Raw genomic sequence first — 21,339 nt, 5'->3', positions numbered from 1 at the left:
TGCTCGACAATGCGCCGCTCAAGGCCAACACGACCTGGACCTGATCACGATGAGGAAATCCGTACTGCTGTTGTTGTTCGTGGCGTCAATCTGCACGGTGGCCGCGCAAGGCCGGGCATCCGTGGAAGTGACCGATGCCGATTGGCTTTCCGTGGCAAAGGCTGCGCTCAGGCTGACGAGCCGCGTGGAGGCGGTGACGTTTGTTGTCGATGACGGCTTGTCTTCGGAAGCGCGACACGCTTTGGGAAGCGTGGCAAACGTCGTCGCCCTGGCAGACGTGCCCGATCGCAGCATGGCGTATTCAACGCCGGCTTATCTCCGCGTGTTCCAGTTCCGGCTGCACGGCGACCGAATCGAATTTCTGACGGGGAGTGTCTATCCCAAAGTCCATCAAGCCGGAGACTGCCGTCACTCATCGCATATTTTTCTCGCGCGTACACCCAATGGTGAATGGAAGCAGGACGGCCCGGCGACAGTACACGTTTGCTCGTGGCACTGAATGCAATAACCGCCCTGACTCGCTTCCCCCGGTCGTGATCACCGTCTGCCCTGGCCGACGACGGCCCTTCGAACAGGCCGAACAGGGCATGCCGCGGTCGAGCCCTAGTCGAGATACCCTTCCCGCCCAAACCACGCGACCGCCGCCTGCACGCCGCCAATGTACGGTCCCGGCCGGTAGCCAAGTTCCCGCTCCGCCTTGTCCGACGAAAAAAACATCCGGTTGCGCGACATCTTCAAACCGTCCACCGTCAGGAACGGCTCGCGCCCGCGCAGGCGCGCGACCGCCTCGGCCGCGTGCGCCAGCGGCACCAGCGGAGCGGCCGGCAATCTGACGCGCGGCGGCCTGCGCCCGACGAGTTGCGCGATCTCGCCCAGCAGCTCGCGCAGCATCGCGTTCTGCCCGCCGAGGATGTAGCGCTCGCCCACGCGCCCACGCGTGAGGGCAAGCAGATGCCCGCGCGCCACGTCCTCGACGTCGACGACGTTCAACCCCGTCTCGACGAACGCCGGCATCCGGCCGCGGGCCGCCTCGACGATGATGCGCCCCGTCGGGGTCGGCCGCACGTCTCGCGCGCCTACCGGCGTCGACGGATTGACGATCACGGCCGGCAAACCTTCCCGCGCGACCATGCGCTCGACGAGACGCTCGGCCGCCACCTTGCTGCGCTTGTACACGCCGATGGCCTCGTGCTCAGCCAGCGGTTCGTCTTCCGTGGCCGCCACGGTCGACGGACTCACCCGCAACGTGGCCACGCTGCTGGTGACGACCGCGCGCTCGACCCCGGCAGCCAGCGCCGCCCGCATCACGGTCGCCGTTCCCTCCAGGTTGTTGCGCATGATCTCGCCGGGGTCGGGCGCCCACAACCGGTAATCCGCTGCGACATGCAGCAGGAAGCGCACGCCGGCCAGCGCGCGCCCGACCGCCGCCGCGTCGCGCATGTCGCCTACGACGACCTCGGCGGCCAACCCCGCCAGATTGCGGCGCGGGCTGCTCGCGCGCACCAGGGCACGGACGGCATACCCCTCTTCCAGCGCCGCGCGCGCCACGGCGGCACCGACGAACCCGGCCGCGCCCGTGACCAGCACGAGGTCGCTCCGCGCCACCATTGCCTCCTTCAGGCATCCATCCGCAGCGCATTCTAATCGCATATGCGAGGCGCATACGCATCTGGATCAAACGCCGCGTGCGAACTTGCGCGCCGGCCGGGACTCCAATCAGCACCGAACGGAAAGCACCGCAGAGAACCGTCATGCACGTGATCCTAGCCCAGCCGCGCGGGTTTTGCGCGGGCGTCGTCCGAGCCATCGAGATCGTCGAGCGCGCGCTCGAACGGCATGGCGCGCCCGTGTACGTGCGCCACGAAATCGTCCACAACAAGGCCGTGGTCGACGGCCTGCGCGCCAAGGGCGCCGTGTTCGTCGAAGACCTGGACGAAGTGCCGCCGCAGGCGGTGACGATCTTCAGTGCGCACGGCGTGGCGCGCACGGTCGAGGCCGATGCCGGCGCGCGCGCCCTGCGGGTGCTGGACGCGACCTGCCCGCTCGTCGCCAAGGTCCACATCCAGGGGCGCCAGTATGCCGCCGGCGGCCGGACGGTGATCCTCATCGGCCATCCCGGCCACCCGGAGGTCGAGGGGACGATGGGGCAGATCGACGGCCGCGTGCTGCTCGTGCGCGACGCACGCGAGGCCGAGGTCCTCGACCTGCCGCCCGACACGCCGGTCGCCTACGTGACGCAGACGACGCTCAGCGTGGACGACACGCGCGGCGTCATCGCGGCCCTGCGGCGGCGCTTCACGGACATCGTCGGACCCGACGTGCGCGACATCTGCTACGCCACGCAGAACCGCCAGCGCGCCGTGCGCGACCTGTGCCGCCAGGTCGACGCGCTGCTCGTCGTCGGGGCGCCCAACAGTTCGAACTCGAACCGGCTGCGCGAAATCGGCGCGGAGACCGGTACGCCGACCTGGCTGCTGGCCGACGGCAGCGAGCTCGACCCAGCCTGGGTCGCAGGCGCGGCGGTGGTCGGGATCACGGCCGGCGCCTCCGCACCGGAGGCCATGGTCGAGCACGTGATCGCTGCCCTGCGCTCCCTCGGCCCCGTCGAGGTGTCGACGCTGGACGGGATCGAGGAACACATCGAATTCCGGTTGCCGCGCGCGCTCGCCGACGGGCCGGAAGCCGGCACGCGCTGACGGCGGGGACACGAGCATGGCCATCCCTCTCCTGCAGAAAGTCCTCGTCGGCGCCTACGTGCTGCGCAAGCACCTGGCCGGCGAACGACGCTATCCGCTCGCGCTGATGCTCGAGCCGCTGTTCCGCTGCAACCTGGCGTGCGCGGGCTGCGGCAAGATCGATTATCCGGCCGAGATTCTCGACCAGCGCCTGTCGGTGGAAGAGTGCCTCGGCGCCGTCGACGAATGCGGCGCGCCCGTCGTCTCGATCGCGGGCGGCGAGCCGCTGCTGCACAAGGACATGCCCGCGATCGTCGCCGGCATCGTCGCGCGCCGCAAGTTCGTCTACCTGTGCACGAATGCGCTGCTGCTGGAACGGCAGCTCGGCCAGTACCGCCCGAGCCCGTTCTTCACATGGTCCGTGCACCTCGACGGCGACGAGGGCATGCACGACCGCTCGGTCTGCCGCCCGGGCGTGTACGGGCGTGCCGTGGCCGCGATCCGGCGTGCCAAGACGGCGGGCTTCCACGTCAACGTCAACTGCACGCTGTTCGACGATGCCCGTCCGGAGCGGGTGGCGAGCTTCTTCGATACGTTGAAGACGATGGAGGTCGACGGCATCACCGTGTCGCCCGGCTATGCCTACGAACGCGCGCCCGAACAGCAGCATTTCCTCACGCGCAACCGGACGAGACAATTGTTCCGGGACATACTCGCACGCGGCGACGGGGGGCGGCGCTGGGCGTTCAGCCAGTCCAGCCTGTTCCTCGACTTCCTTGCGGGGAACCAGACCTATCATTGCACCCCATGGGGCAATCCCACGCGCACCGTATTCGGCTGGCAGCGTCCATGCTACCTGCTCGGCGAAGGCTATGCCGCATCGTTCCGGGAACTGATGGACGACACCGACTGGGAGGCCTACGGCACGGGACGCTACGAGAAATGTGCGGATTGCATGGTGCACAGCGGCTACGAGGCGAGCGCCGTGCGGGATACGCTCGCGCGTCCTCTCACGGCCGCCCGCGTCGCGCTGCGGGGCGTCGCCACCGACGGGCCGATGGCGCCCGACATTCCGCTGGGCGGACAGCGGCCCGCGCAACACGTGCATGCGCAACAGGTCGCCATCCGTCTCGACGAGATCCGGGGCCGCAAGGCCGGGCTGAATGGAGGAGCCCGATGATGCCGTCTTTCGTCACGCTGGCCGGCTCGGCGCTGACGGTGCTGGCCACGCTGTACGCGGTGGCGGCGCTGCTCTGCCGTGGCCGCATCCGCGTCGCGCGCGCGGACCGGCCCCCCGTGTGGACGCCTGTCACCGTGCTCAAGCCCCTGTGCGGTGCCGAGCCCCGGCTGGAAGAGAATCTCGCCGGCCTGTGCAGCCAGACGCACCCGCATGTCCAGCTCGTGTTCGGGGTCCGCGATCCCGCCGACCCGGCCATCGCCGTCGTCGAACGCCTCGCCCGGCGCTTCCCCGCCGTGGACATGCGGCTCGTCGTCGATCCGCGCATCCACGGCAGCAACCTCAAGGTGAGCAACCTCATCAACATGATGCAGGCTGCACGCCATCCCTGGCTCGTGCTGGCCGACAGCGACATCGTCGTCGGGCCCGAGTACGTCGCCCGCGTGACGGCGCCGCTGGCCGAGCCGCAGGTCGGCATCGTCACCTGCCTGTACCACGGCCGGCCGCTGGACGGTGTCTGGCCGCGCATCGGCGCACTCTTCATCGACACCTGGTTCGCCCCCTCCGTGCGGGTCGCGAGCAGCGGCGGCACCAGCGCCTTCGCGTTCGGGGCGACGATTGCGGTGCGCGCTGCGACGCTCGAGGCCGTTGGCGGGGTCGAGGTGCTGAAGAACCGCCTGGCCGACGATTACCGGCTCGGCGAACTCGTGCGCGGTCTGGGCCTGGAGACGGTGCTGTCCGACGTGAACGTGGGGACCGACGTGACGGAAACGGGCCTGCGCGCGCTGTGGTCGAGAGAGCGGCGCTGGATGCAGACGATCCGCTCGCTCAATCCGCTCGGCTACGCGTTGTCCTGCATCACCTTCACCCTGCCGATGCTGGCGCTCGGGCTGTGGCTCGCGCCGACAGCGTGGAACATGGCGCCGGCACTGTGCGGCGCGGCGGCACGCCTCGGCCTGCACTGGCGGAGGCCGGCGCCGGACATCCCCGCACCCGGTCACGCCTGGCTCGCCCCGCTGCGCGACTGCCTGCTCATGCTGGAGTGGGCGAGCGCCTTTGCCGGTACGTCGACGCACTGGCGGCGGCACCGCCTGCCCATCGATACGGGCCGGGCGGCGGGCCCCGACCGGCCCGGCGGTGTGCCCGCGCCGCATGACCGGCCATCCTGGCGATAGCGAACATGGACACGACCACGATGCATACCGCAATGCTGAAGACCCTGTTCCTGCAGGCGCCGTCGTTCGACGGTTTCGACGGCGGCGCCGGCTCGCGCTACCAGGCGAAGCGCGAAATCCGCTCGTTCTGGTATCCGACCTGGCTGGCCCAGCCCGCCGCCCTCGTGCCCGGCAGCCGGCTGCTCGACGCGCCCGCGGACGGGCTCTCCGTGGCGCAGACGCTGGACATCGCGCGCGACTACGACCTCGTGATCATCCACACGAGCACGCCCTCGTTTCCGGGCGACGTGCGCTTCGCCGCGATGCTCAGGGAAACGCATCCCGCGATACGCATCGGCATGGTGGGCGCCAAGGTCGCCGTCGATCCCGGCGGATCGCTCCGGGCGGGCACTGCCGTCGACTTTGTCGCGCGCGAGGAATTCGACTACACCTGCCGCGACGTCGCCGCCGGCCGGCCGCTCGCGGACATCGACGGCATCAGCTGGCGCGATGCCGGCGGTGCCATCCGGCACAACCCGCCGCGCGCGATCATCGAAGACATGGACGCGCTGCCGTTCGTCGCGCCCGTCTACCGGCGCGACCTGAACATCCGCAATTACTTCATCGGCTACCTGAACTATCCGTACGTGTCGCTGTACACGGGCCGCGGCTGCCGCTCGCGCTGCACGTTCTGCCTGTGGCCGCAGACCGTCGGCGGCCACCGCTACCGTACCCGGTCCGCGGAAAACGTGCTCGCCGAGGTCCGATGGATCCGCGAGAACATGCCGGAAGTGAAGGAAATCATGTTCGACGACGACACGTTCACCGACGTCCGCCCCCGCGCCGAGGAGATCGCGCGGGGTCTCGGCAAGCTGGGCGTGACATGGTCGTGCAATGCGAAGGCGAACGTGCCCTATTCGACGCTCAAGATCATGAAGGAAAACGGCTTGCGGCTACTGCTCGTGGGCTACGAATCTGGCGACGACCAGATCCTCCTGAACATCAAGAAGGGCTTGCGGACCGACATCGCGCGGCGCTTCGCCGCCGACTGCCGCGCGCTCGGCATCACCGTCCACGGCACGTTCATCCTCGGGCTGCCCGGCGAGACACGGGAGACGATCGCGAAATCGATCGCCTTCGCCAAGGAAATCAATCCGCACACGATCCAGGTCTCGCTGGCGGCGCCGTACCCGGGCACCCGGCTGTACGAACAGGCGCTGGAGAACGACTGGATACCGGCCCACAAGACCATTCCGCTCGTCGACGGCAGCGGCGTGCAACTGGCCGCGCTCAGCTATCCGCACCTGTCGAGCGACGAGATCTATCACGGCGTGGAACAGTTTTATCGCAGTTTTTATTTCCGGCCTTCGAAGATCTGGGAAATCGTCAGCGAGATGCTGCAGAGCTGGGACATGACCCGGCGCCGCCTGCGCGAAGGCGTCGAATTCTTCCACTTCCTGCGCGCCCACGGCGCGTCCCATTCATGAGCGCGCCGCCGGGACGGGGCCTCATCGTCACGGCCGACGACTTCGGCCTGCACCCGAGCGTGAACGCGGCCGTCGAGCGCGCGCATCGGGACGGCATCCTGACCGCGGCCAGCCTGATGGTGGGCGCGCCGGCCGCCGAGGATGCGATCGCCCGCGCGCGCGCGTTGCCGGGACTGCGGGTGGGCCTGCACCTCGTCCTGGCCGACGGCGCGTCCGTGCTGCCGCCGCGGGCCATCCCCGACCTCGTCGACGCGCAGGGCCGCTTCGGGGGGCGCATGGCACGAGACGGCGCGCGGTACTTCTGCCTGCCGCTGGTACGCCGCCAGCTGGCGCTGGAGATCCGCGCCCAGTTCGACGCGTTCGCCGCCAGCGGCCTGGCGCTGGACCACGTCAACGCGCACAAGCATTTTCATGTGCACCCGACGATCCTGACGCTCATCCTCGATATCGGCCGCGCGTTCGGGCTGCAAGCCGTCAGGTTGCCGCGCGAGACGGGGCCGCCCGCGCAGGCGTCCCCGCGGTGGCTGCGGCCCTGGCTGGCGCTGCTCGAAGCCAGGCTGGACGCCGCCCGCATCGGCCACAACGATTACGTGACCGGCATCCGCCAGTCCGGGCGCTTCGACGAGGCGGCCCTGCTGGATGCACTGTGCAACCTGCCGACGTCCGGCATCGGCGAGCTGTACCTGCATCCGGCGCTCGCGTCGGGCGCGGCGATCGCGCCATCGATGCGCGACTACCGCCACGCCGACGAGTTCGCGGCACTCCTCTCGCCGCATGTGCGTGCGGTGTGCGGCGCCCTGCGCGCGCAGGGGTGGCGCTTCGGTGGATTCGCCGACCTCGTCGCCGCAACAGGCGACGGGGCGGACACCCGCGCCGTCGGGGCGGACATCCGCGCCGTCGGGGCGGACAACCGCGCCGTCGGGGCGGACCACCGCAGCAGCCCATGAACCACACCCGCACGATGGGCCGGCTGGCCTGGACGGCATCGCTCGCCGGGCTCGCGCTGGTGGCGGCGCTCGTCGCGGCCGAAGGCTGGACCGGCGTCGTGGCCGCATTCGAGCGGGCCGGCTGGGCGCTGCTGCTCGTCGTGCCGGCAAGAGTCGTCACGCAGCTGTTCGACGTGCGCGCATGGCGCATCCTGCTCGCGCCGTTCGACCCCGGGCGCGCCGCCGGGCCGCTGTTCCTGCTGTGGGTGGCATTCGTGCGCGAGGCCGTCAACCGGCTGCTGCCGGTGGCGAACATCGGCGGCGAAGTCGCCGGCGTACGGCTCGCGGGCCTGCGGGTGCCCGACACGGCCGGCGTCGCGGCCAGTGTCGTCGTGGAAGTGGTGCTGACGATCGTCGTGCTCTACCTGTTCTGCGGCGCCGGCGCGCTGCTCATGTTGACGCTGGCGGCCGGGCCCGGCCTCGTCGGGATCGTCGTGGCGGCGCTGCTGCTGTCGCTGCCGCTGCCCGTGCTCGCCTGGTGGCTGCTCCGCCACGGCGCGCCGTTCGCGCGGCTGGAACGCTGGGTACTGCGCCTGCTCGGGCCGCAAAACGTCATCGCATTGCACCTGGACGGCGCGGGCATCGACGCGGCCGTCGCGCGCCTGTTCCGGCAACGAGGCCGTCTCGCCCGCGCCGGGATGTGGTCGCTGCTCGCCAACGTGCTGGGCACGTTCGAAACGTGGTACGCGCTGGCCCTGCTCGGCCACCCCGTCGGCTTGCAGGCCGCGCTCGCCATCGAGGCGCTGACACAAGCCGTCCGCCACGCCGGCTTCATGGTGCCCGCCGGCCTGGGCGTGCAGGAAGCCGCTGTGCTGCTGTTCGGCCAGCTGGCCGGCGTGGGCGGGGATGTGGCGCTGTCGCTGGCGCTCGCCAAACGGATGCGCGAGCTCGCGACCGGCGTGCCGGCTCTCGTCTCGTGGCACTGGTTCGAAATGCGCCGCCTGCGTCCGTTCGGCGACCGCGCTCAGGGGCCACGATTATGAGCCGCCAGGTATCGGATGAGGCCGTCGACGCCCTCCGTCGCCAGGCGCGCGGCGAACTGCTGGCGATACACCTGGATCATCCACGCACCCATCATGTTGATGTCGTAGATTTTCCAGCCGGCGGACGTCTTGTGCATCCGGTAGTCGATCGGCATCGCGTCGGCGCCCGTGACCACGGTCGTCTTCACGACGGCATCGGTGGCGTTCGCGGCGGAACGGGTCGCGGGGGCGTAGCGGAACTCCGTGTTCTCCTGCTGGATCTGCGTCAGCTGGATCGCGTAGGTCCGCGCCAGCAAGGTCTGGAATTCGCGGAACAGCGCCTCACGCTGCGCCGGCGTCGCCCGTGCCCACGCGCTGCCCACCGCGTACTGGGTCGTCAGCATGAAGTCCGTGGACGGCAGGAAGTCGCGGCGGACGATCTCGAGCGTTCGCTCGGGGTCGCCTGCGCGCGCGCCGGGGTCGCTGCGGATGGCGCTCATGACCTTGTCGATCGTGCTCCTCAATGTTTGCTCCGGCGTACGCTCCGCCACCTGCTGGGCACAGGCCGGCGGCGGCATGGAACAGACCAGGGCAAACACAAATAAGGACGGTTTCATGGGATCCTCGATCGGCACATCCATATGACCGTCGTCCGCCGTCCGTGTTCCCGCGCACGGCTGCGCCAGATCATACGGCCACCCGCACCGCATCCGTTCTAATGAACACACCATGCTGACCCACCAGATTGCCAGGCTCGTCCACCTGTCGTGCCGCCACCCATGGGCGGTGCTCGGGGCGTTTGCGCTGCTGGTACTTGGATCCGGGCTTTATGTGGCACGCCATTTCGCCATCAATACGGACGTCGGGCAGTTGATTGACGCGAATGCGCCATGGGCCCGGCGCGACGCCGCCATCGCCGCCGCGTTCCCGAACCGGGGCGACACCACGCTGGCCGTCATCCGTGCGCCCGCGCCCGAGTTCGCGGCGCAGGCGGCGCGCGAACTGGCCGACCGCCTGCGCCGGCAACCCGCCCTGTTCCGCGCGGTGGACCTCGGCGCGGGCGCCGAATTCTTCCGCCGCAACGGCCTGCTGTACCTCGACGCGCAGGAGGTCCGCAACCTGGCGGCGCGCCTCGTCGATGCACGGCCCCTGCTCGGTGCGCTCGCGCGCGACCCGTCCCTGCGGGGCGTCGCGAACCTGCTGGCCGTCACGCTGGGCACGCCCCTGCTGACGGGCCAGGTCTCGCTCGCGCAGATGGCGCCGCTGCTGGCGCATGGCGCCGCCACGGTCGAGGGCGTCCTCGCCGGGAGAAACACCGCGCTGTCCTGGCAGGATCTCGCCACCGCCGGCGTGGCGGCCGAACCCGGCCTCGTGGAAGTCCGCCCGGTGCTGGACTACGCCGCCCTGCTGCCCGGCGCCGCGTCCAGCGACGCGATCCGCGCGGCCGCCGCCGACCTGCGCCTGGCCGAACGCTACGGCGCGCACGTCTCGCTGACGGGGCCGGTGCCCTTGTCGGACGACGAGTTCGCCTCACTGCAGGAAGGGTCGCCGCTCGTCGGCAGCATCCCCGTCGCGATCGTGCTCGTGCTGCTGTGGCGCGCGGTGCGTTCGACCCCGCTCGTGCTGGCACTGTGCATCACGATGCTGGGCGGCCTCGCGCTCACGGCCGCGCTGGGGCTCATGATGGTGGGTGCGCTGAACCTGATCTCCATCGCGTTCGCGATCCTGTTCGTCGGGCTCGGCATCGATTTCGGCATCCAGTTCGGCATGCGCTTCCGCGAACTGCGGCGCGTCCGGCCCGGCACCGGCACGGCCCTGCTGGCGACGGCGCGCGCGCTCGCGCTGCCGCTCACGCTCGCGGCGACCGCCACGGCGTTCGGCTTCCTCGCGTTCCTGCCCACCGCGTACCGCGGCGTGGCCGAGCTGGGGCAGATCGCGGGCGTCGGCATCCTGTGCGTCGCCCTGCCCGCCTGCCTGACCGTGCTGCCCGCGCTGATCCGCATCACCGATCCGCCGGCGGGGGCGCTCGCGCCCGGCTACCCGTGGCTCGCCGGCATCGACCATGCGCTGCAGACCCACCGCAGGACCGTGCTCGCGGCCACGCTGGCGCTCGTCACGGCCGGCATTCCTCTGCTGTGGCGCCTCGAATTCGACTTCGATCCGCTGCACCTCAAGAATCCGGGCAGCGAATCGATGGCCACGCTGACGTCGCTCGCGCGCGGCACCGACATCGGACTCGACAACGTGCAGGTGCTCGCCCCGTCGCTGGCACAGGCCGCGGCCCTGGCGGCCCGCCTGGAGGGCCTGCCCGACGTGGCCCATGCGCTGACGGCCGCCAGCCTCGTGCCCGACCGCCAGCCGGAAAAACTGGAGGCCATCGCGGCCGCGGCCGCCCGCCTGCTGCCCGTGCTGGAGCGGTCCGCAGCGGCACCGGCAGTCGCGCCGGCGTCGGATGCGCAGCGCACGGCGGCGCTGCGCACGGCCGCGCAAGCGCTGCACAATGCGGCGCTCGATCATCCGGGTCCCGGTGCGGCCGAGGCGTCGCGGCTCGCGCGGGCGCTCGCTGCCCTGGCGCGCGCGGGGCCGGCCGCCCGCGACCGCGCCGACCAGGTGCTGGCGGGTACGCTGCGGCTCGCGCTGGACGCCCTGCGGCTGGCCCTCCGGCCGGAACCCGTCACATTGGCGACGCTGCCCGCCGCGATGCGCCGCAACTGGATCGCGCCCGACGGCCGCGCGCTGGTCGACGTCAGTCCGAAGCGGCCCACGGGGACGAGCCTCGGCGACGACAGCCGGCTGGGCCGCTTTGCCGATGCCGTCCTGCGCATCGCCCCGGATGCGGCCGGCGGCCCGATCTCCGTGCGCCACGCGGCCGACCTGATCGTCGCCGCGTTCGTGCAGGCTGCGCTGCTGGCCATCGCGACCATCGCGCTGCTGTTGTGGATCGCGTTCCGGCGCGTGGGCGATGTGCTGCTGACGATGGTGCCCCTGCTCGTGTCGAGCCTGGCCACGCTGGAGGCCTGCGTGCTGCTGCGCATCCACCTGAATTTCGCGAACATCATCGCGCTGCCGCTGCTGCTGGGCGTTGGCGTCGCTTTTAAAATCTATTACATCATGGCGTGGCGCGCGGGGCAGCCGGCCCGGCTGGAGCATCCGCTCACGCAAGCCATCGTCCTCAGCGCGGCGACCACCGGCACCGCGTTCGGCAGCCTGTGGCTGTCGCACCACCCCGGCACCGCGAGCATGGGCAAGCTGCTGGTGCTGGCGCTGGTCTGCACCCTGATCGGCGCCGTGTTCTTCCAGCCCGTCCTGCTGGGGCAGCCCCGTGCCCCGGCACCTGCCGAACGAGGTCCGCCATGACCCACCCGCCGCCGCGGCGGATCGTTGCCGCCCTGCTGCTCACGCCCCTCGCGCTCCTGTCCGGCTGCGCCACGGGCCCCGGGCGCGATCCGGCCGATCCGCTGGAACCGCTCAACCGCGCCACGTTCCGCTTCAACGACACGCTCGACCGCCACATCGCGCAACCGGTCGCGCGCACGTATAACCGCACCGTGCCGCGCTTCGTCCGCACCGGTGTGGACAATTTCTTTTCCAACCTGGGCGATGTCCCGGTGATGCTCAACGATTTCGCCCAGCTGCGCCTGATGGACGGCATGAACGACCTGATGCGCGTGGCCGTGAATTCCACGTTCGGTCTGCTCGGCGTGCTCGACGTCGCCACGCCCGCCGGCATCGCCAAGCGCAACCAGGACTTCGGCCTCACGCTGGGCCACTACGGGGTGCCGGCCGGCCCCTATCTCGTGCTGCCCCTGTTCGGTCCGAGCACGTTCCGCGACGCGGCGGGCTTCGGCGTCGACCAGTACGCCTCGCCCGTCACCTACGCGAAGCCGGCCTTGCGCAACACGCTGTGGGGCGTCGACTTCGTCAGCACGCGGGCCCGTTACCTGAATGCGACCAATCTGCTGGAACAGGCCGCGCTCGACCGCTATCTGTTCGTGCGCGACGCCTACCTGGGCCGCCGCCGTACGCAGCTCGACGAGGGCAAGGAAACGCCGCTGCCGGATTACAACAAGGACGATGGCGGCACGGAAGACGGCGGACAATGACACCCCAGCCCCGCCCCGAGCCACGCACGCGCCCGCAGCAGGGCACGCCGCGCCACCCACGCCTCGCCCGCCAGCACGCACACGGAGGCGACCTGCCCCGGCCCACGGGCGAGAGCGCGCAGCACGGGCCAGATGCCTCCCGTGTCCAGGCCGGCCAGCGCGGCCGCGGGCACGGTGCGCCAGGCCGGATCGAGCACGACGCGGCAGGCCGCGAACGGCAGGCCGTGCCGCCTCGCGGCCAGCGCAGCGGCATGCGTTTCCATGTCGACGGCGGCGGCACCCGCGTCACGCCACAGCGCCGCCTTGGCGACCGGCGTGGCGAGTGGCGCGTCCGCGCCCGCGAGCAACCCGGGACGGGCACCGGGCAGCCGGTCCAGCAAGGCGCGCGACCAGTCCGGGTCCGTCGCGACGAGGCCGTCCGGCGTCAGCACGGCCGTGGCCACCACGCAGTCGCCGCACGCGAGGTCCGGGTCCAGGCCGCCCGCACAGCCGAAGCTGATGATGCCAGCCCAGCCAGCGGATCCCTGCTGACCGGGTCGCGCCTGACCGGGTCGCGCCTGACCGGATCCCTGCTGACCGGGTCGCGCCTGACAGGGCCCCTCCAGCATCCCGTGCAGCCGTTGCGCCACCCGCCACGGTCCGGGCCCGCACACGCTCGCGACGCCGGGCCCGTCCGCGATCGCCGCCTCGAACGGCATGCCGCAGACGGCGAGCACGCACGGCGCCGAAGGCACGGTCTACATCCCGAACGCGACCCGGCCGCTGCCGCCGGCCCGCAGGTTGCGGTAGCGGGCCAGCGCCCACAACGGAAAATACCTGGCGTAGCCGTGGTAGCGCAGGTAGAACACGCGGGGGAAGCCCGTGGCCGTGTGCTGCGGCTCGTCCCACAGGCCATCCGCGCGCTGGTGGTCGACGAGCCAGGCGATGCCGCGCGCGACGGCCCGCGTCTCGACGGCGCCCGCCGCCATCAGGCCCAGCAGCGCCCACGCCGTCTGCGATGCCGTCGACGGCGCCCACGCGTGGCCCGCGTAGTCGAGCCGGTAGCTGTCGCCGCCTTCGCCCCAGCCGCCGTCCGGATTCTGCACGTAGGCGAGCCAGCGGGCGGCGCGCGCGACCGGTGGCGCCTCCGGCGGCAGGCCGGCCGCCGCGAGGGCGCATAGCGCGCACCACGTGCCGTAGACATAGTTCACACCCCAGCGTCCGTACCAGCTGCCATTCGCTTCCTGGCGGCGCAGCAGCCAACCGAGCGCCCGCGCGGCCGGCGCGCGGCGCCGCGCGCAGGCGCCGGGCTCGAGCTGGGCCAGCATCGACAGGCAGCGCGCGGACACGTCGGCCGTCGGCGGATCCAGCAGCGCGCCGTGGTCGGCAAACGGGATGTGGTTCAGGTAGTAGTGGGTGTTGTCGGCCTCGAACGCGCCCCAGCCGCCGCCCCTGCCCTGCATGCCGACGATCCACTCGCTGGCGCGGGCGACGGCGTCCGCGTACCGGTCCGGCAGCGGCCACGGTTCGAGGTGCGCGGCCCGGTGCATGGCCATCGCGACGACCGCCGTGTCGTCGACGTCGGGATAGCAGGCGTTTTCGTACTGGAACGCCCAGCCGCCGGGGCGCACGTCCGGCCGCCGTGCGGCCCAGTCGCCCGACCGGTCGAGGATCTGCAGCGGCAGCAGCCAGTCGAGGCCACGGCGTGCGGCAGACAATGCGGCCGGCGTGCCCGCTTCCAGCAGTGCGTGGCACATCAGCGCCGTGTCCCACACGGGCGACAGGCACGGCTGGCAATAGGCCTCGGCGCCGCGGTCGACGAGCAGCCGGTCGATGGCGCGGCGCGCGGCGGACGCCTCGGGCGCGTCCGGCGGCAAGCCGAGCACGTCCAGCATCTGCACGGCATTGACCATCGCGGGAAAGATGGCGCCCAGGCCATGCTCGCCGTTCAGGCGCGTGCGCACGAACGCGGCCGCCTGTTCCACCGCCCGCCGGCGCAGGCGCGCGGGCAGACGCGGCGCCAGCAGCCGCACCTGCGACTCCAGCGTGCGGAACAGCGCGAACCACATGCGGTCCTGGTGCGGCGCGCGCGGCGCCAGCCCGAGGTTCTCCGGCGGCGCGAGGAACAACTCGCCGACGCCCACACCAAGGGGATTGCGCGCCCTCGGCCGCAGCGCGCCCAGCACGAGCAGCGGCGTCAGCACGGTGCGGGTCCAGTACGAGACCTTGGACAGGTGGAACGGCGACCAGCGCGGCAGCAGCGCGATCTCCACCGGCATCACGGGCACCGCCGACCACGGCATCTCGCCGAACAGCGCGAGCAGCATGCGCGTGAACACATTGCTGCGCTCGGCACCGCCGTGCTCCAGGATCGCAGTGCGTGCCCGCGCCATGTGCGGCGCGTCGGGCGGGTCGCCGGTCATCTTCAGCGCGAAATACGACTTGACGCTTGCGCTCGGGTCGAAGGCGCCGCCGTGGAACAGCGGCCAGCCCCCGTGCTCGCCCTGGCGGCGGCGCAGATACGTTCCGATCTTGCGTTCCAGGTCCTTGTTCGGCGTCTCGCCAAGATAGTGCACCAGCAACACGTATTCGGCGGGAATGGTGACGTCCGCTTCCAGTTCGTAGACCCAGTGGCCGTCGCCGCGCTGGTGGGCCAGTACCGCCGCGAGCGCCGCGTCGATGGCCGGCTCCAGCCGCGCGCGCTTGCCGATGGTGCGTTCCGCCTCGACGGCGCCGGCCTGTGCGGTGGACCGGAATGACGAGTCGTGCATGGCGTCCCCCGTGGCTACAGCAGCGCGTGCCGCACCAGAATGCCGACCTTGGCCAGCCGGCCCAGCCGGACCGGCGTGCGCGGCCGGCTCCACCCGCGCGCCGCGAGCCGCTCGAGCAGCGCCGCGTAGACGGCCCCCATCAGGCGCGGCGCCCGTCCAGCGCTGCCCCGGTGGCGGCGCAGCACGAAGTCGGACGCAGCGAAATGCCGGCGCGCCTGCGCGGCGAGGTCCGCGCATGCACGGGGCAGCGCCGGATGCGCGGCGATGTCGTCCGCGCCGGCGGCGCACACGCGCGGCTCGACCCCGGCCGCGAGCAGCAGTTCGCGCGGCACGTAGGCACGGCCGATGGCCGCGTCTTCATCGATGTCGCGCAGGATGTTCGTCAGCTGCAGCGCGCGGCCCAGGTGGTGGGCAAGCAGGATGCCGTCGTCCGCCGGCAGGCCGAACACGCGCACGGACAGGCGCCCCACGGCGGCGGCCACGCGGTCACAGTACAGGTCGAGCGTGTCGGCCGGCGGCGCGCAGATGGGCCGGTCCTGCGCATCCATCAGCATGCCGTCGATCACCGCATGGAAGTCGGCGCGCGCGAGGCCGTACGCGGCGATGTGCGGCGCCAGCGCGCGCAGGCGCGGGGATCCGCCGGCGTCATACGCGGCGTCGACGTCGGCGCGCCACCGCTCCAGCGCCGCGCGGCGTTCACGGGGCGGCGCCGCGCCGTCGGCGATGTCGTCGACGGCGCGGCAGAATGCATAGATGCCGAACATCGCGGCCCGGCGCGGCGCCGGCAGCACGCGCATGGCCAGGCCGAACGAACTGGCCGGCGTGTGGTCCGGCACGGTGAGCGCATCCGTCTCGGGAAGCATGGGGCACCTCTCGCTAACTACTGTTCGCTACGAGCAAAGGAGCATCGGCACGATATCGCTGACGGATGGCGCCCGCGATGCCGGCCGCGTCGAGCCCTGCGGCACCCAGCAGCGCGGCGGGGTCGCCGTGCTCGATGAACAGGTCCGGCAGGCCCAGCATCAACAGCGGGCGCTGGAGGCCGGCCGCGGCCAGCGCCTCCGCGACGGCCGCGCCCGCGCCGCCCATGACGGCGCCCTCCTCCACCGTCACGAGTTGCGCATGGTCGCGCGCCAGTGCCGCCACGAGGTCCGCGTCGAGCGGCTTCACGAAGCGCATGTTGGCGACCGTCGCGCCCAGTTCCGCGCCCGCCTCGAGGCTCGGCGCCAGCATCGGGCCGAAGGCAAGGATCGCGATGCCGGCCCCGCGCCGGCGCACCTCGCCGCGGCCGAACGGAATGGTGTCCAGCTCGGCCGCCGGCACGATCCCGGGGCCCGGTCCGCGCGGATAACGCACGGCCGCCGGCCCCGGATGGCGGTAGGCGGTCGTCAGCATGCGCCGGCACTCGGCCTCGTCGGACGCGGCCATCAAGACCATGTTCGGCACGCAGCGCAGGTAGGCGATGTCGTAGTTGCCCGCATGGGTGGCGCCGTCCGCGCCGACGAGGCCGGCGCGGTCGAGCGCGAACGTCACGTCGAGGTTCTGCCGCGCGACATCGTGGATCAACTGGTCGTAGGCACGTTGCAAGAAGGTGGAATAGATGGCGACGACGGGCTTCATGCCTTCGACGGCGAGGCCGCCCGCGAACGTCAGCGCGTGCTGCTCCGCGATGCCGACGTCCACGTAGCGGTCGGGGAAGCGCCGGGCGAAGCGCACGAGGCCGGACCCTTCGCGCATGGCGGGCGTGATGCCGACGAGGCGCGGGTCGTGCGCGGCCATGTCGCACAGCCAGTCGCCGAACACGTCCGTGTACGCCGGCCGGCCGCGGGCGCCGTCCGGCACGCCCTGCGCGGGGTCGAAGCGCCCGGTGCCGTGGTACAGCGTGGGCGCGGCCTCCGCGCGCGCATAGCCCTTCCCCTTGCGCGTGACGACGTGCAGCACCTGCGGACCCGGACGCCCCCGGGCGGCCGCCAGCGCGGGGATCAGCGCGTCGAGATCATGGCCGTCCACCGGGCCGGCGTACGCGCAGCCGAGCGCCTCGAACAGCGATGCGCCGGGGCGCACACGGCCGGCGGCGAGATCGGACAGATGCCGGTCCAGCGCGCCCACGGCGGGCGAAATGGACATGCCGTTGTGGTTGACGACGACGAGCAGGCGCAGCGACGGATCGACGCCGGCGTTGTTCAACGCCTCGAACGCCATGCCGGCGGACAGCGCGCCGTCGCCGCAGACGGCCACGGCATGGCGGTCGTCGCCCTGCAGCTTCGCGGCCAGCGCCATGCCGAGCGCGGCGGACAATGCGGTCGACGAGTGGGCCGTGCCGAAGCAGTCGTGCACGCTCTCGCAGCGGCGCGGGAAGCCCGAGAGGCCGCCCGCCTGGCGCAGGGTGTGCATCTGCGCGCGCCGGCCCGTCAGCACCTTGTGGCCATAGCTCTGGTGGCCGACGTCCCACACGATGCGGTCGCGCGGCGTGGCGAACACATAGTGCAGCGCGATCGTCAGTTCCACCGTCCCCAGGTTCGACGCGAGATGGCCGCCGGTGCGCGCCACCGTGTCGAGCAGGAAGCGGCGCAACTGGCGCGCCAGCGTCTCCAGGCGCGCGCGGGGTAGCGCACGCAAGGCGGCGGGGTCGTTGATTGCCTCGAGCAGGTCCATGCGGTCCTCCATGCGGCGTGCGACAGGCACCGCAGGCGACCCATTCTAGAACATCCTGGCCATCCGTTCAGGTATTCGCTTCAACCGTGCGCCGGCCTCTTCGGAGATATGGTACGCACGAAAAATCCCGGCAGAAATCAGCCTTTGTGGCGGATCGCATCGAGCACGACGGCCAGTGCGCGCGACGCGTGGCGGCGGCTCGGATAGTACGCATGCAGGCCTGGGAATTTGGGGCAGGAGTCCGCCATCACGCTGACGAGGCGGCCGGCCCGCAGGTGCGGTACCGCCACGTCTTCGGTCATGTAGGCGAGGCCGCAGCCGGACAGCGCCGCGTTCAGCATCTGGTACACGCCGTTGAACGTGTAGCGTCCGCGCACGCGCACGTCGACGGCTGCGCCGCGATCGAGCATCTCCCACGCGTAGACGCCGCCGCCGGCGAGGCGCAGGCGGATGCATTCGTGCTTCATGAGGTCGTCGATGGACGCGGGCACGGGACGGTGCGCGAAGTACTCGGGTGCGCCGACGATCATCGTCTGCGTGTCGGGCGTGAGGCGCACGGCGATCATGTCCTTCTCGACCTGGTCGCCCCAGCGCACGCCGATGTCGTAGCGTTCGGCCGCCACGTCCACCATGCGGTATTCGGAACTGATCTCCAGGTGGATGTCCGGGTACTGCGGCAGCACGGCGGCCAGGCGCGGCCACAGCACGTTGTCGATGACGTGGTCCGTGGCCGTGATGCGGACGGTGCCGGCGGGCCGGTCACCGAGCTCGCTGACGGCGGCGATCTCCGCGTCGATCTCTTCCAGCCGCGGCGCCACGTTCTGCAACAGCCGTTCGCCGGCCTCGGTGGGCGACACGCTGCGCGTCGTGCGCGTCAGCAGCCGCACGCCCAGTCTCGCTTCCAGCGCGCGGATCGTGTGGCTGAGCGCGGACTGCGTCATGCCGAGCTTGACCGCCGCGCGCGTAAAACTGCGTTCGCGCGCGACCGCGAGGAAGACGAGGATGTCGCTGAGATTATCGCGTGCCATGCCGTGATTCTAAGCTTGAATCAGGCGCGCGCGGCCTTGCGGGCCAGCGCCGCGGCGATGACGAGCAGCAGCGCGGCCAACCCGAACGTCGCGCGGAAGCCCCAGGCGTCGAACAGCACGCCGCCCAACGTGGCGCCGAGGCCGAGCGCCAGCTGGACGACGGCCACGATCAGGCCCCCGCCCGCCTCCGCGTCGTCCGGCAAGGTGCGCGCGAGCCACGTCCACCAGCCTACCGGTGCCGCCGTCGCGACGAGGCCCCACACGGCAAGCAGCATCGCGACGATGGGCGTCGACCCGCCGAATGCCACCAGCGCGCCGGCCAGCACGGCCATCACGAGCAGGATGACGGCCAGCGTGCGGTACAGGTGGTTGTCGAGGACCGCGCCGATGCACGTCGTGCCGATGAAGCCCGCGATGCCGATCGCCAGCAGCATGCCGGTCAGCGTCGTCGCGCTCACGTGCGTGACCGTTTCGAGGAACGGCCGCAGATACGTGAACAGCGCGAACTGCCCCATGAAGAACAGGCTGACGCCCGCCATGCCGTACGCGACGGCCGGGCGCTTCAGCAGCGCGAACACGCTGCCGGATGTCGCGTCCGATGCCGCGGGCAAGGCCGGCAGGCTCACGAACTTCCACGCGAATGCCAGCGCCGCGACAGGCACGATCGCGAAGAACGCGCCGCGCCAGCCGACCAGCGCGCCGAGGAAGCTGCCGGCGGGCGCCGCGACCACGGTCGCCAGCGCGTTGCCGCCGTTGACGATGGCCAGCGCGCGCGGCACGAGGTGGTCCGGCACGAGCCGCATCGCGGTCGCCGCCGACATCGACCAGAATCCGCCGATCGCCACGCCGATGCACGCCCGCCCCGCCATGAACACGGCGTAGTTCGGCGCGAACGCGGCGATGGTGCCGGACACGATCATCATCAGCGTGACGCCGAGCAGCAGCACCTTGCGGTCGAGGCGTCCGGCCAGGCGCGCCACGCACAGGCTCGTCACGAGGGCGAACGCGCCGGACACGCCTATCGCCTGCCCCGCCTGGCCTTCGCTGATGCGCAGGTCCGACGCGATGGGACTGAGCAGGCTGACCGGCATGAACTCGGACGCGACGAGCGCGAACGCGGCCAGGGCCAGCGCGAACACGGCGCCCCATGCGGCTTGCGCGTCCTGCGCGACGCCGTTCGGGAGCGCTGAGACTTGTGGCTGCATCAGGCGGCCAGCGTCGCGTTGTCGATCACGAAGCGGTACTTCACGTCGCCCTTGAGCATGCGTTCGTACGCGGCGTTGATCTCGTCGGCGCGGATCATCTCGATGTCCGCGACGATGCCGTGCTGCGCGCAGAAGTCCAGCATCTCCTGCGTTTCCGCGATCCCGCCGATCATCGAGCCGGCCAGCGCGCGGCGCTTCATGATCAGGTTGAACACCTGCGGCGACGGGTGCGGCGTCGCGGGCGCGCCGACCAGCACCATCGTGCCGTCGCGTTTCAGGAGGTTCAGGCAGGCGTCCAGGTCGTGCGGCGCGGCGACCGTGTCGACGATCAGGTCCAGGCTGTTCGCCCGCGCGGCCATCGCATCGGCATCGCGCGACACGACCACCTCGTGCGCGCCCAGCGCCGCGGCATCCGCGCGCTTCGATTCGGACGTCGTGAAGGCGACGACGTGCGCGCCCATCGCGCGGGCCAGCTTGATGCCCATGTGGCCCAGGCCGCCGATGCCGACGACGCCCACGGTCTTGCCCGGGCCCGCGTTCCAGTGGCGCAGCGGCGAGTACGTCGTGATGCCGGCGCACAGCAGCGGCGCGACCGCGGCGAGCTGCGCTTCGGGGTGGCGCACGCGCAGCACGTAGCGCTCGTGCACGACGATGCGCTCGGAATAGCCGCCCAGCGTGTGGCCGGGTGCGTCCGCGGTCGGGCCGTTGTACGTGCCGACCATGCCGTCGCAATAGTTTTCGAGGCCGTCCTCGCAGTCCGCGCAGTGCCGGCAACTGTCGACCATGCAGCCGACGCCCACCAGGTCACCTTCCCGGAAATCCTTCACGTGGGCGCCGACGGCGGAGACCCTGCCGACGATCTCGTGGCCCGGCACGCACGGATACAGGGTGCCGGCCCACTCGGCCTTCACCGTGTGCAGGTCGGAGTGGCACACGCCGCAATAGGCGATCTCGATCTGCACGTCGTGCGGACCCGGCGCGCGGCGGGCGATGTCCAGGGATTCGAGCGGTTTGTCGGCGGCATGGGCGCCATAGGCCTTGACGGTCATGGATGATCCTTTCGTAAGCTTGTCGTTTGCATCGCGGGACGACGATGGTAACGGCAAACCTGCCGCGCGGGACCGGCGGGGATTGCTTGACCTTATGAATGGGATTCA

18 protein-coding genes are annotated in these 21,339 nt (G+C 71.3%); 9 read left to right on the top strand and 9 right to left on the bottom strand.

The window, feature by feature from the left end; genetic code table 11:
* Positions 1–49 precede the first annotated feature (49 nt).
* Positions 50–499: a hypothetical protein gene (locus tag ACL58G_RS17565; protein WP_440962617.1), complete on the top strand. Its 450-nt coding sequence runs from the start codon at positions 50–52 to the stop codon at positions 497–499.
* Between the two features lie 104 nt (positions 500–603).
* Here ACL58G_RS17565 and hpnA read toward each other — a convergent pair whose 3' ends face one another.
* A complete protein-coding gene (gene hpnA, locus ACL58G_RS17560; protein ID WP_413385742.1) occupies positions 604–1,608 on the bottom strand; it encodes a hopanoid-associated sugar epimerase in 1,005 nt (334 codons plus the stop codon).
* A 143-nt stretch (positions 1,609–1,751) separates the two neighbouring features.
* Between hpnA and ispH the strand changes: the two genes are divergently transcribed.
* From ispH to ACL58G_RS17530, 6 genes are read left to right on the top strand one after another with little or no spacing between them, the layout of a single operon-like run.
* Positions 1,752–2,696 (top strand): 4-hydroxy-3-methylbut-2-enyl diphosphate reductase, encoded by a 945-nt coding sequence (ispH, locus tag ACL58G_RS17555; protein WP_440962616.1) that lies wholly within the window; start codon positions 1,752–1,754, stop codon positions 2,694–2,696.
* Between the two features lie 16 nt (positions 2,697–2,712).
* Positions 2,713–3,855 carry an adenosyl-hopene transferase HpnH gene (gene hpnH / locus ACL58G_RS17550; protein ID WP_440962615.1) on the top strand — a complete coding sequence of 381 codons (1,143 nt, stop codon included), beginning with the start codon at positions 2,713–2,715 and terminating at the stop codon, positions 3,853–3,855.
* Positions 3,852–5,027, top strand: a complete 1,176-nt coding sequence (gene hpnI, locus ACL58G_RS17545; RefSeq protein ID WP_413385739.1) for a bacteriohopanetetrol glucosamine biosynthesis glycosyltransferase HpnI — start codon at positions 3,852–3,854, stop codon at positions 5,025–5,027. Before hpnH ends, hpnI begins: the two co-directional genes overlap by 4 nt.
* Before the next feature lie 32 nt (positions 5,028–5,059).
* On the top strand, positions 5,060–6,493 hold the full coding sequence (gene hpnJ / locus ACL58G_RS17540) for a hopanoid biosynthesis associated radical SAM protein HpnJ (RefSeq protein ID WP_440968056.1): 1,434 nt from the start codon (positions 5,060–5,062) through the stop codon (positions 6,491–6,493).
* On the top strand, positions 6,490–7,440 hold the full coding sequence (gene hpnK / locus ACL58G_RS17535) for a hopanoid biosynthesis-associated protein HpnK (RefSeq protein WP_440962614.1): 951 nt from the start codon (positions 6,490–6,492) through the stop codon (positions 7,438–7,440). The genes hpnJ and hpnK overlap by 4 nt, the downstream gene beginning before the upstream one ends.
* A complete protein-coding gene (locus tag ACL58G_RS17530) occupies positions 7,437–8,462 on the top strand; it encodes a lysylphosphatidylglycerol synthase domain-containing protein (protein WP_440962613.1) in 1,026 nt (341 codons plus the stop codon). The genes hpnK and ACL58G_RS17530 overlap by 4 nt, the downstream gene beginning before the upstream one ends.
* On the opposite strand, the gene ACL58G_RS17525 is transcribed toward ACL58G_RS17530, so the two are convergent.
* Positions 8,444–9,058, bottom strand: a complete 615-nt coding sequence (locus ACL58G_RS17525; RefSeq protein WP_440962612.1) for an MlaC/ttg2D family ABC transporter substrate-binding protein — start codon at positions 9,056–9,058, stop codon at positions 8,444–8,446. The two genes, ACL58G_RS17530 and ACL58G_RS17525, sit on opposite strands and share 19 nt — an antisense overlap.
* Before the next feature lie 112 nt (positions 9,059–9,170).
* On the opposite strand from ACL58G_RS17525, the gene ACL58G_RS17520 reads away from it, so the two are divergent.
* Positions 9,171–11,798, top strand: a complete 2,628-nt coding sequence (locus ACL58G_RS17520) for an MMPL family transporter (protein WP_440962611.1) — start codon at positions 9,171–9,173, stop codon at positions 11,796–11,798.
* Positions 11,795–12,544 (top strand): MlaA family lipoprotein, encoded by a 750-nt coding sequence (locus tag ACL58G_RS17515; protein WP_440962610.1) that lies wholly within the window; start codon positions 11,795–11,797, stop codon positions 12,542–12,544. Before ACL58G_RS17520 ends, ACL58G_RS17515 begins: the two co-directional genes overlap by 4 nt.
* Here ACL58G_RS17515 and ACL58G_RS17510 read toward each other — a convergent pair.
* The 7 genes from ACL58G_RS17510 to ACL58G_RS17480 all read right to left on the bottom strand — a co-directional run bounded on the left by ACL58G_RS17510 (position 12,502) and on the right by ACL58G_RS17480 (position 21,231).
* Entirely contained in the window at positions 12,502–13,152 is a 651-nt protein-coding gene (locus tag ACL58G_RS17510) for a phosphorylase family protein (RefSeq protein ID WP_440968054.1), read from the bottom strand. The genes ACL58G_RS17515 and ACL58G_RS17510 overlap by 43 nt on opposite strands.
* 129 nt (positions 13,153–13,281) lie before the next feature.
* Positions 13,282–15,294: a squalene--hopene cyclase gene (shc, locus tag ACL58G_RS17505; protein WP_440962609.1), complete on the bottom strand. Its 2,013-nt coding sequence runs from the start codon at positions 15,292–15,294 to the stop codon at positions 13,282–13,284.
* Between the two features lie 14 nt (positions 15,295–15,308).
* A complete protein-coding gene (gene hpnD / locus ACL58G_RS17500) occupies positions 15,309–16,157 on the bottom strand; it encodes a presqualene diphosphate synthase HpnD (RefSeq protein WP_440962608.1) in 849 nt (282 codons plus the stop codon).
* Positions 16,158–16,170: 13 nt separating this feature from the next.
* Positions 16,171–17,949, bottom strand: a complete 1,779-nt coding sequence (gene dxs / locus ACL58G_RS17495; RefSeq protein WP_440962607.1) for a 1-deoxy-D-xylulose-5-phosphate synthase — start codon at positions 17,947–17,949, stop codon at positions 16,171–16,173.
* A 137-nt stretch (positions 17,950–18,086) separates the two neighbouring features.
* Positions 18,087–18,977: a LysR family transcriptional regulator gene (locus ACL58G_RS17490; RefSeq protein ID WP_413385732.1), complete on the bottom strand. Its 891-nt coding sequence runs from the start codon at positions 18,975–18,977 to the stop codon at positions 18,087–18,089.
* A 20-nt stretch (positions 18,978–18,997) separates the two neighbouring features.
* The gene (locus ACL58G_RS17485) at positions 18,998–20,182 is read right to left on the bottom strand and encodes an MFS transporter (RefSeq protein ID WP_440962606.1); all 1,185 of its coding nucleotides are present in this window, start codon (positions 20,180–20,182) and stop codon (positions 18,998–19,000) included.
* The gene (locus ACL58G_RS17480) at positions 20,182–21,231 is read right to left on the bottom strand and encodes an NAD(P)-dependent alcohol dehydrogenase (RefSeq protein WP_440962605.1); all 1,050 of its coding nucleotides are present in this window, start codon (positions 21,229–21,231) and stop codon (positions 20,182–20,184) included. Before ACL58G_RS17480 ends, ACL58G_RS17485 begins: the two co-directional genes overlap by 1 nt.
* Positions 21,232–21,339 lie beyond the last annotated feature (108 nt).

This window comes from Massilia sp. GER05 (assembly GCF_052056005.1).
Classification (GTDB): Bacteria; Pseudomonadota; Gammaproteobacteria; order Burkholderiales; family Burkholderiaceae_D; genus Telluria; species Telluria orientalis.
The sequence above is the reverse complement of the archived record's forward strand: the minus strand, read 5'-3'. Positions and strand labels throughout refer to the sequence as shown.

Bases quoted from the DNA above. Each gene is read 5' to 3' on its own strand.
- ACL58G_RS17565 (WP_440962617.1), top strand. From the start codon at position 50: ATGAGGAAATCCGTACTGCTGTTGTTGTTCGTGGCGTCAATCTGCACG.
- hpnA (WP_413385742.1), bottom strand. From the start codon at position 1,608: ATGGTGGCGCGGAGCGACCTCGTGCTGGTCACGGGCGCGGCCGGGTTC.
- ispH (WP_440962616.1), top strand. From the start codon at position 1,752: ATGCACGTGATCCTAGCCCAGCCGCGCGGGTTTTGCGCGGGCGTCGTC.
- hpnH (WP_440962615.1), top strand. From the start codon at position 2,713: ATGGCCATCCCTCTCCTGCAGAAAGTCCTCGTCGGCGCCTACGTGCTG.
- hpnI (WP_413385739.1), top strand. From the start codon at position 3,852: ATGATGCCGTCTTTCGTCACGCTGGCCGGCTCGGCGCTGACGGTGCTG.
- hpnJ (WP_440968056.1), top strand. From the start codon at position 5,060: ATGCTGAAGACCCTGTTCCTGCAGGCGCCGTCGTTCGACGGTTTCGAC.
- hpnK (WP_440962614.1), top strand. From the start codon at position 6,490: ATGAGCGCGCCGCCGGGACGGGGCCTCATCGTCACGGCCGACGACTTC.
- ACL58G_RS17530 (WP_440962613.1), top strand. From the start codon at position 7,437: ATGAACCACACCCGCACGATGGGCCGGCTGGCCTGGACGGCATCGCTC.
- ACL58G_RS17525 (WP_440962612.1), bottom strand. From the start codon at position 9,058: ATGAAACCGTCCTTATTTGTGTTTGCCCTGGTCTGTTCCATGCCGCCG.
- ACL58G_RS17520 (WP_440962611.1), top strand. From the start codon at position 9,171: ATGCTGACCCACCAGATTGCCAGGCTCGTCCACCTGTCGTGCCGCCAC.
- ACL58G_RS17515 (WP_440962610.1), top strand. From the start codon at position 11,795: ATGACCCACCCGCCGCCGCGGCGGATCGTTGCCGCCCTGCTGCTCACG.
- ACL58G_RS17510 (WP_440968054.1), bottom strand. From the start codon at position 13,152: ATGCTGGAGGGGCCCTGTCAGGCGCGACCCGGTCAGCAGGGATCCGGT.
- shc (WP_440962609.1), bottom strand. From the start codon at position 15,294: ATGCACGACTCGTCATTCCGGTCCACCGCACAGGCCGGCGCCGTCGAG.
- hpnD (WP_440962608.1), bottom strand. From the start codon at position 16,157: ATGCTTCCCGAGACGGATGCGCTCACCGTGCCGGACCACACGCCGGCC.
- dxs (WP_440962607.1), bottom strand. From the start codon at position 17,949: ATGGACCTGCTCGAGGCAATCAACGACCCCGCCGCCTTGCGTGCGCTA.
- ACL58G_RS17490 (WP_413385732.1), bottom strand. From the start codon at position 18,977: ATGGCACGCGATAATCTCAGCGACATCCTCGTCTTCCTCGCGGTCGCG.
- ACL58G_RS17485 (WP_440962606.1), bottom strand. From the start codon at position 20,182: ATGCAGCCACAAGTCTCAGCGCTCCCGAACGGCGTCGCGCAGGACGCG.
- ACL58G_RS17480 (WP_440962605.1), bottom strand. From the start codon at position 21,231: ATGACCGTCAAGGCCTATGGCGCCCATGCCGCCGACAAACCGCTCGAA.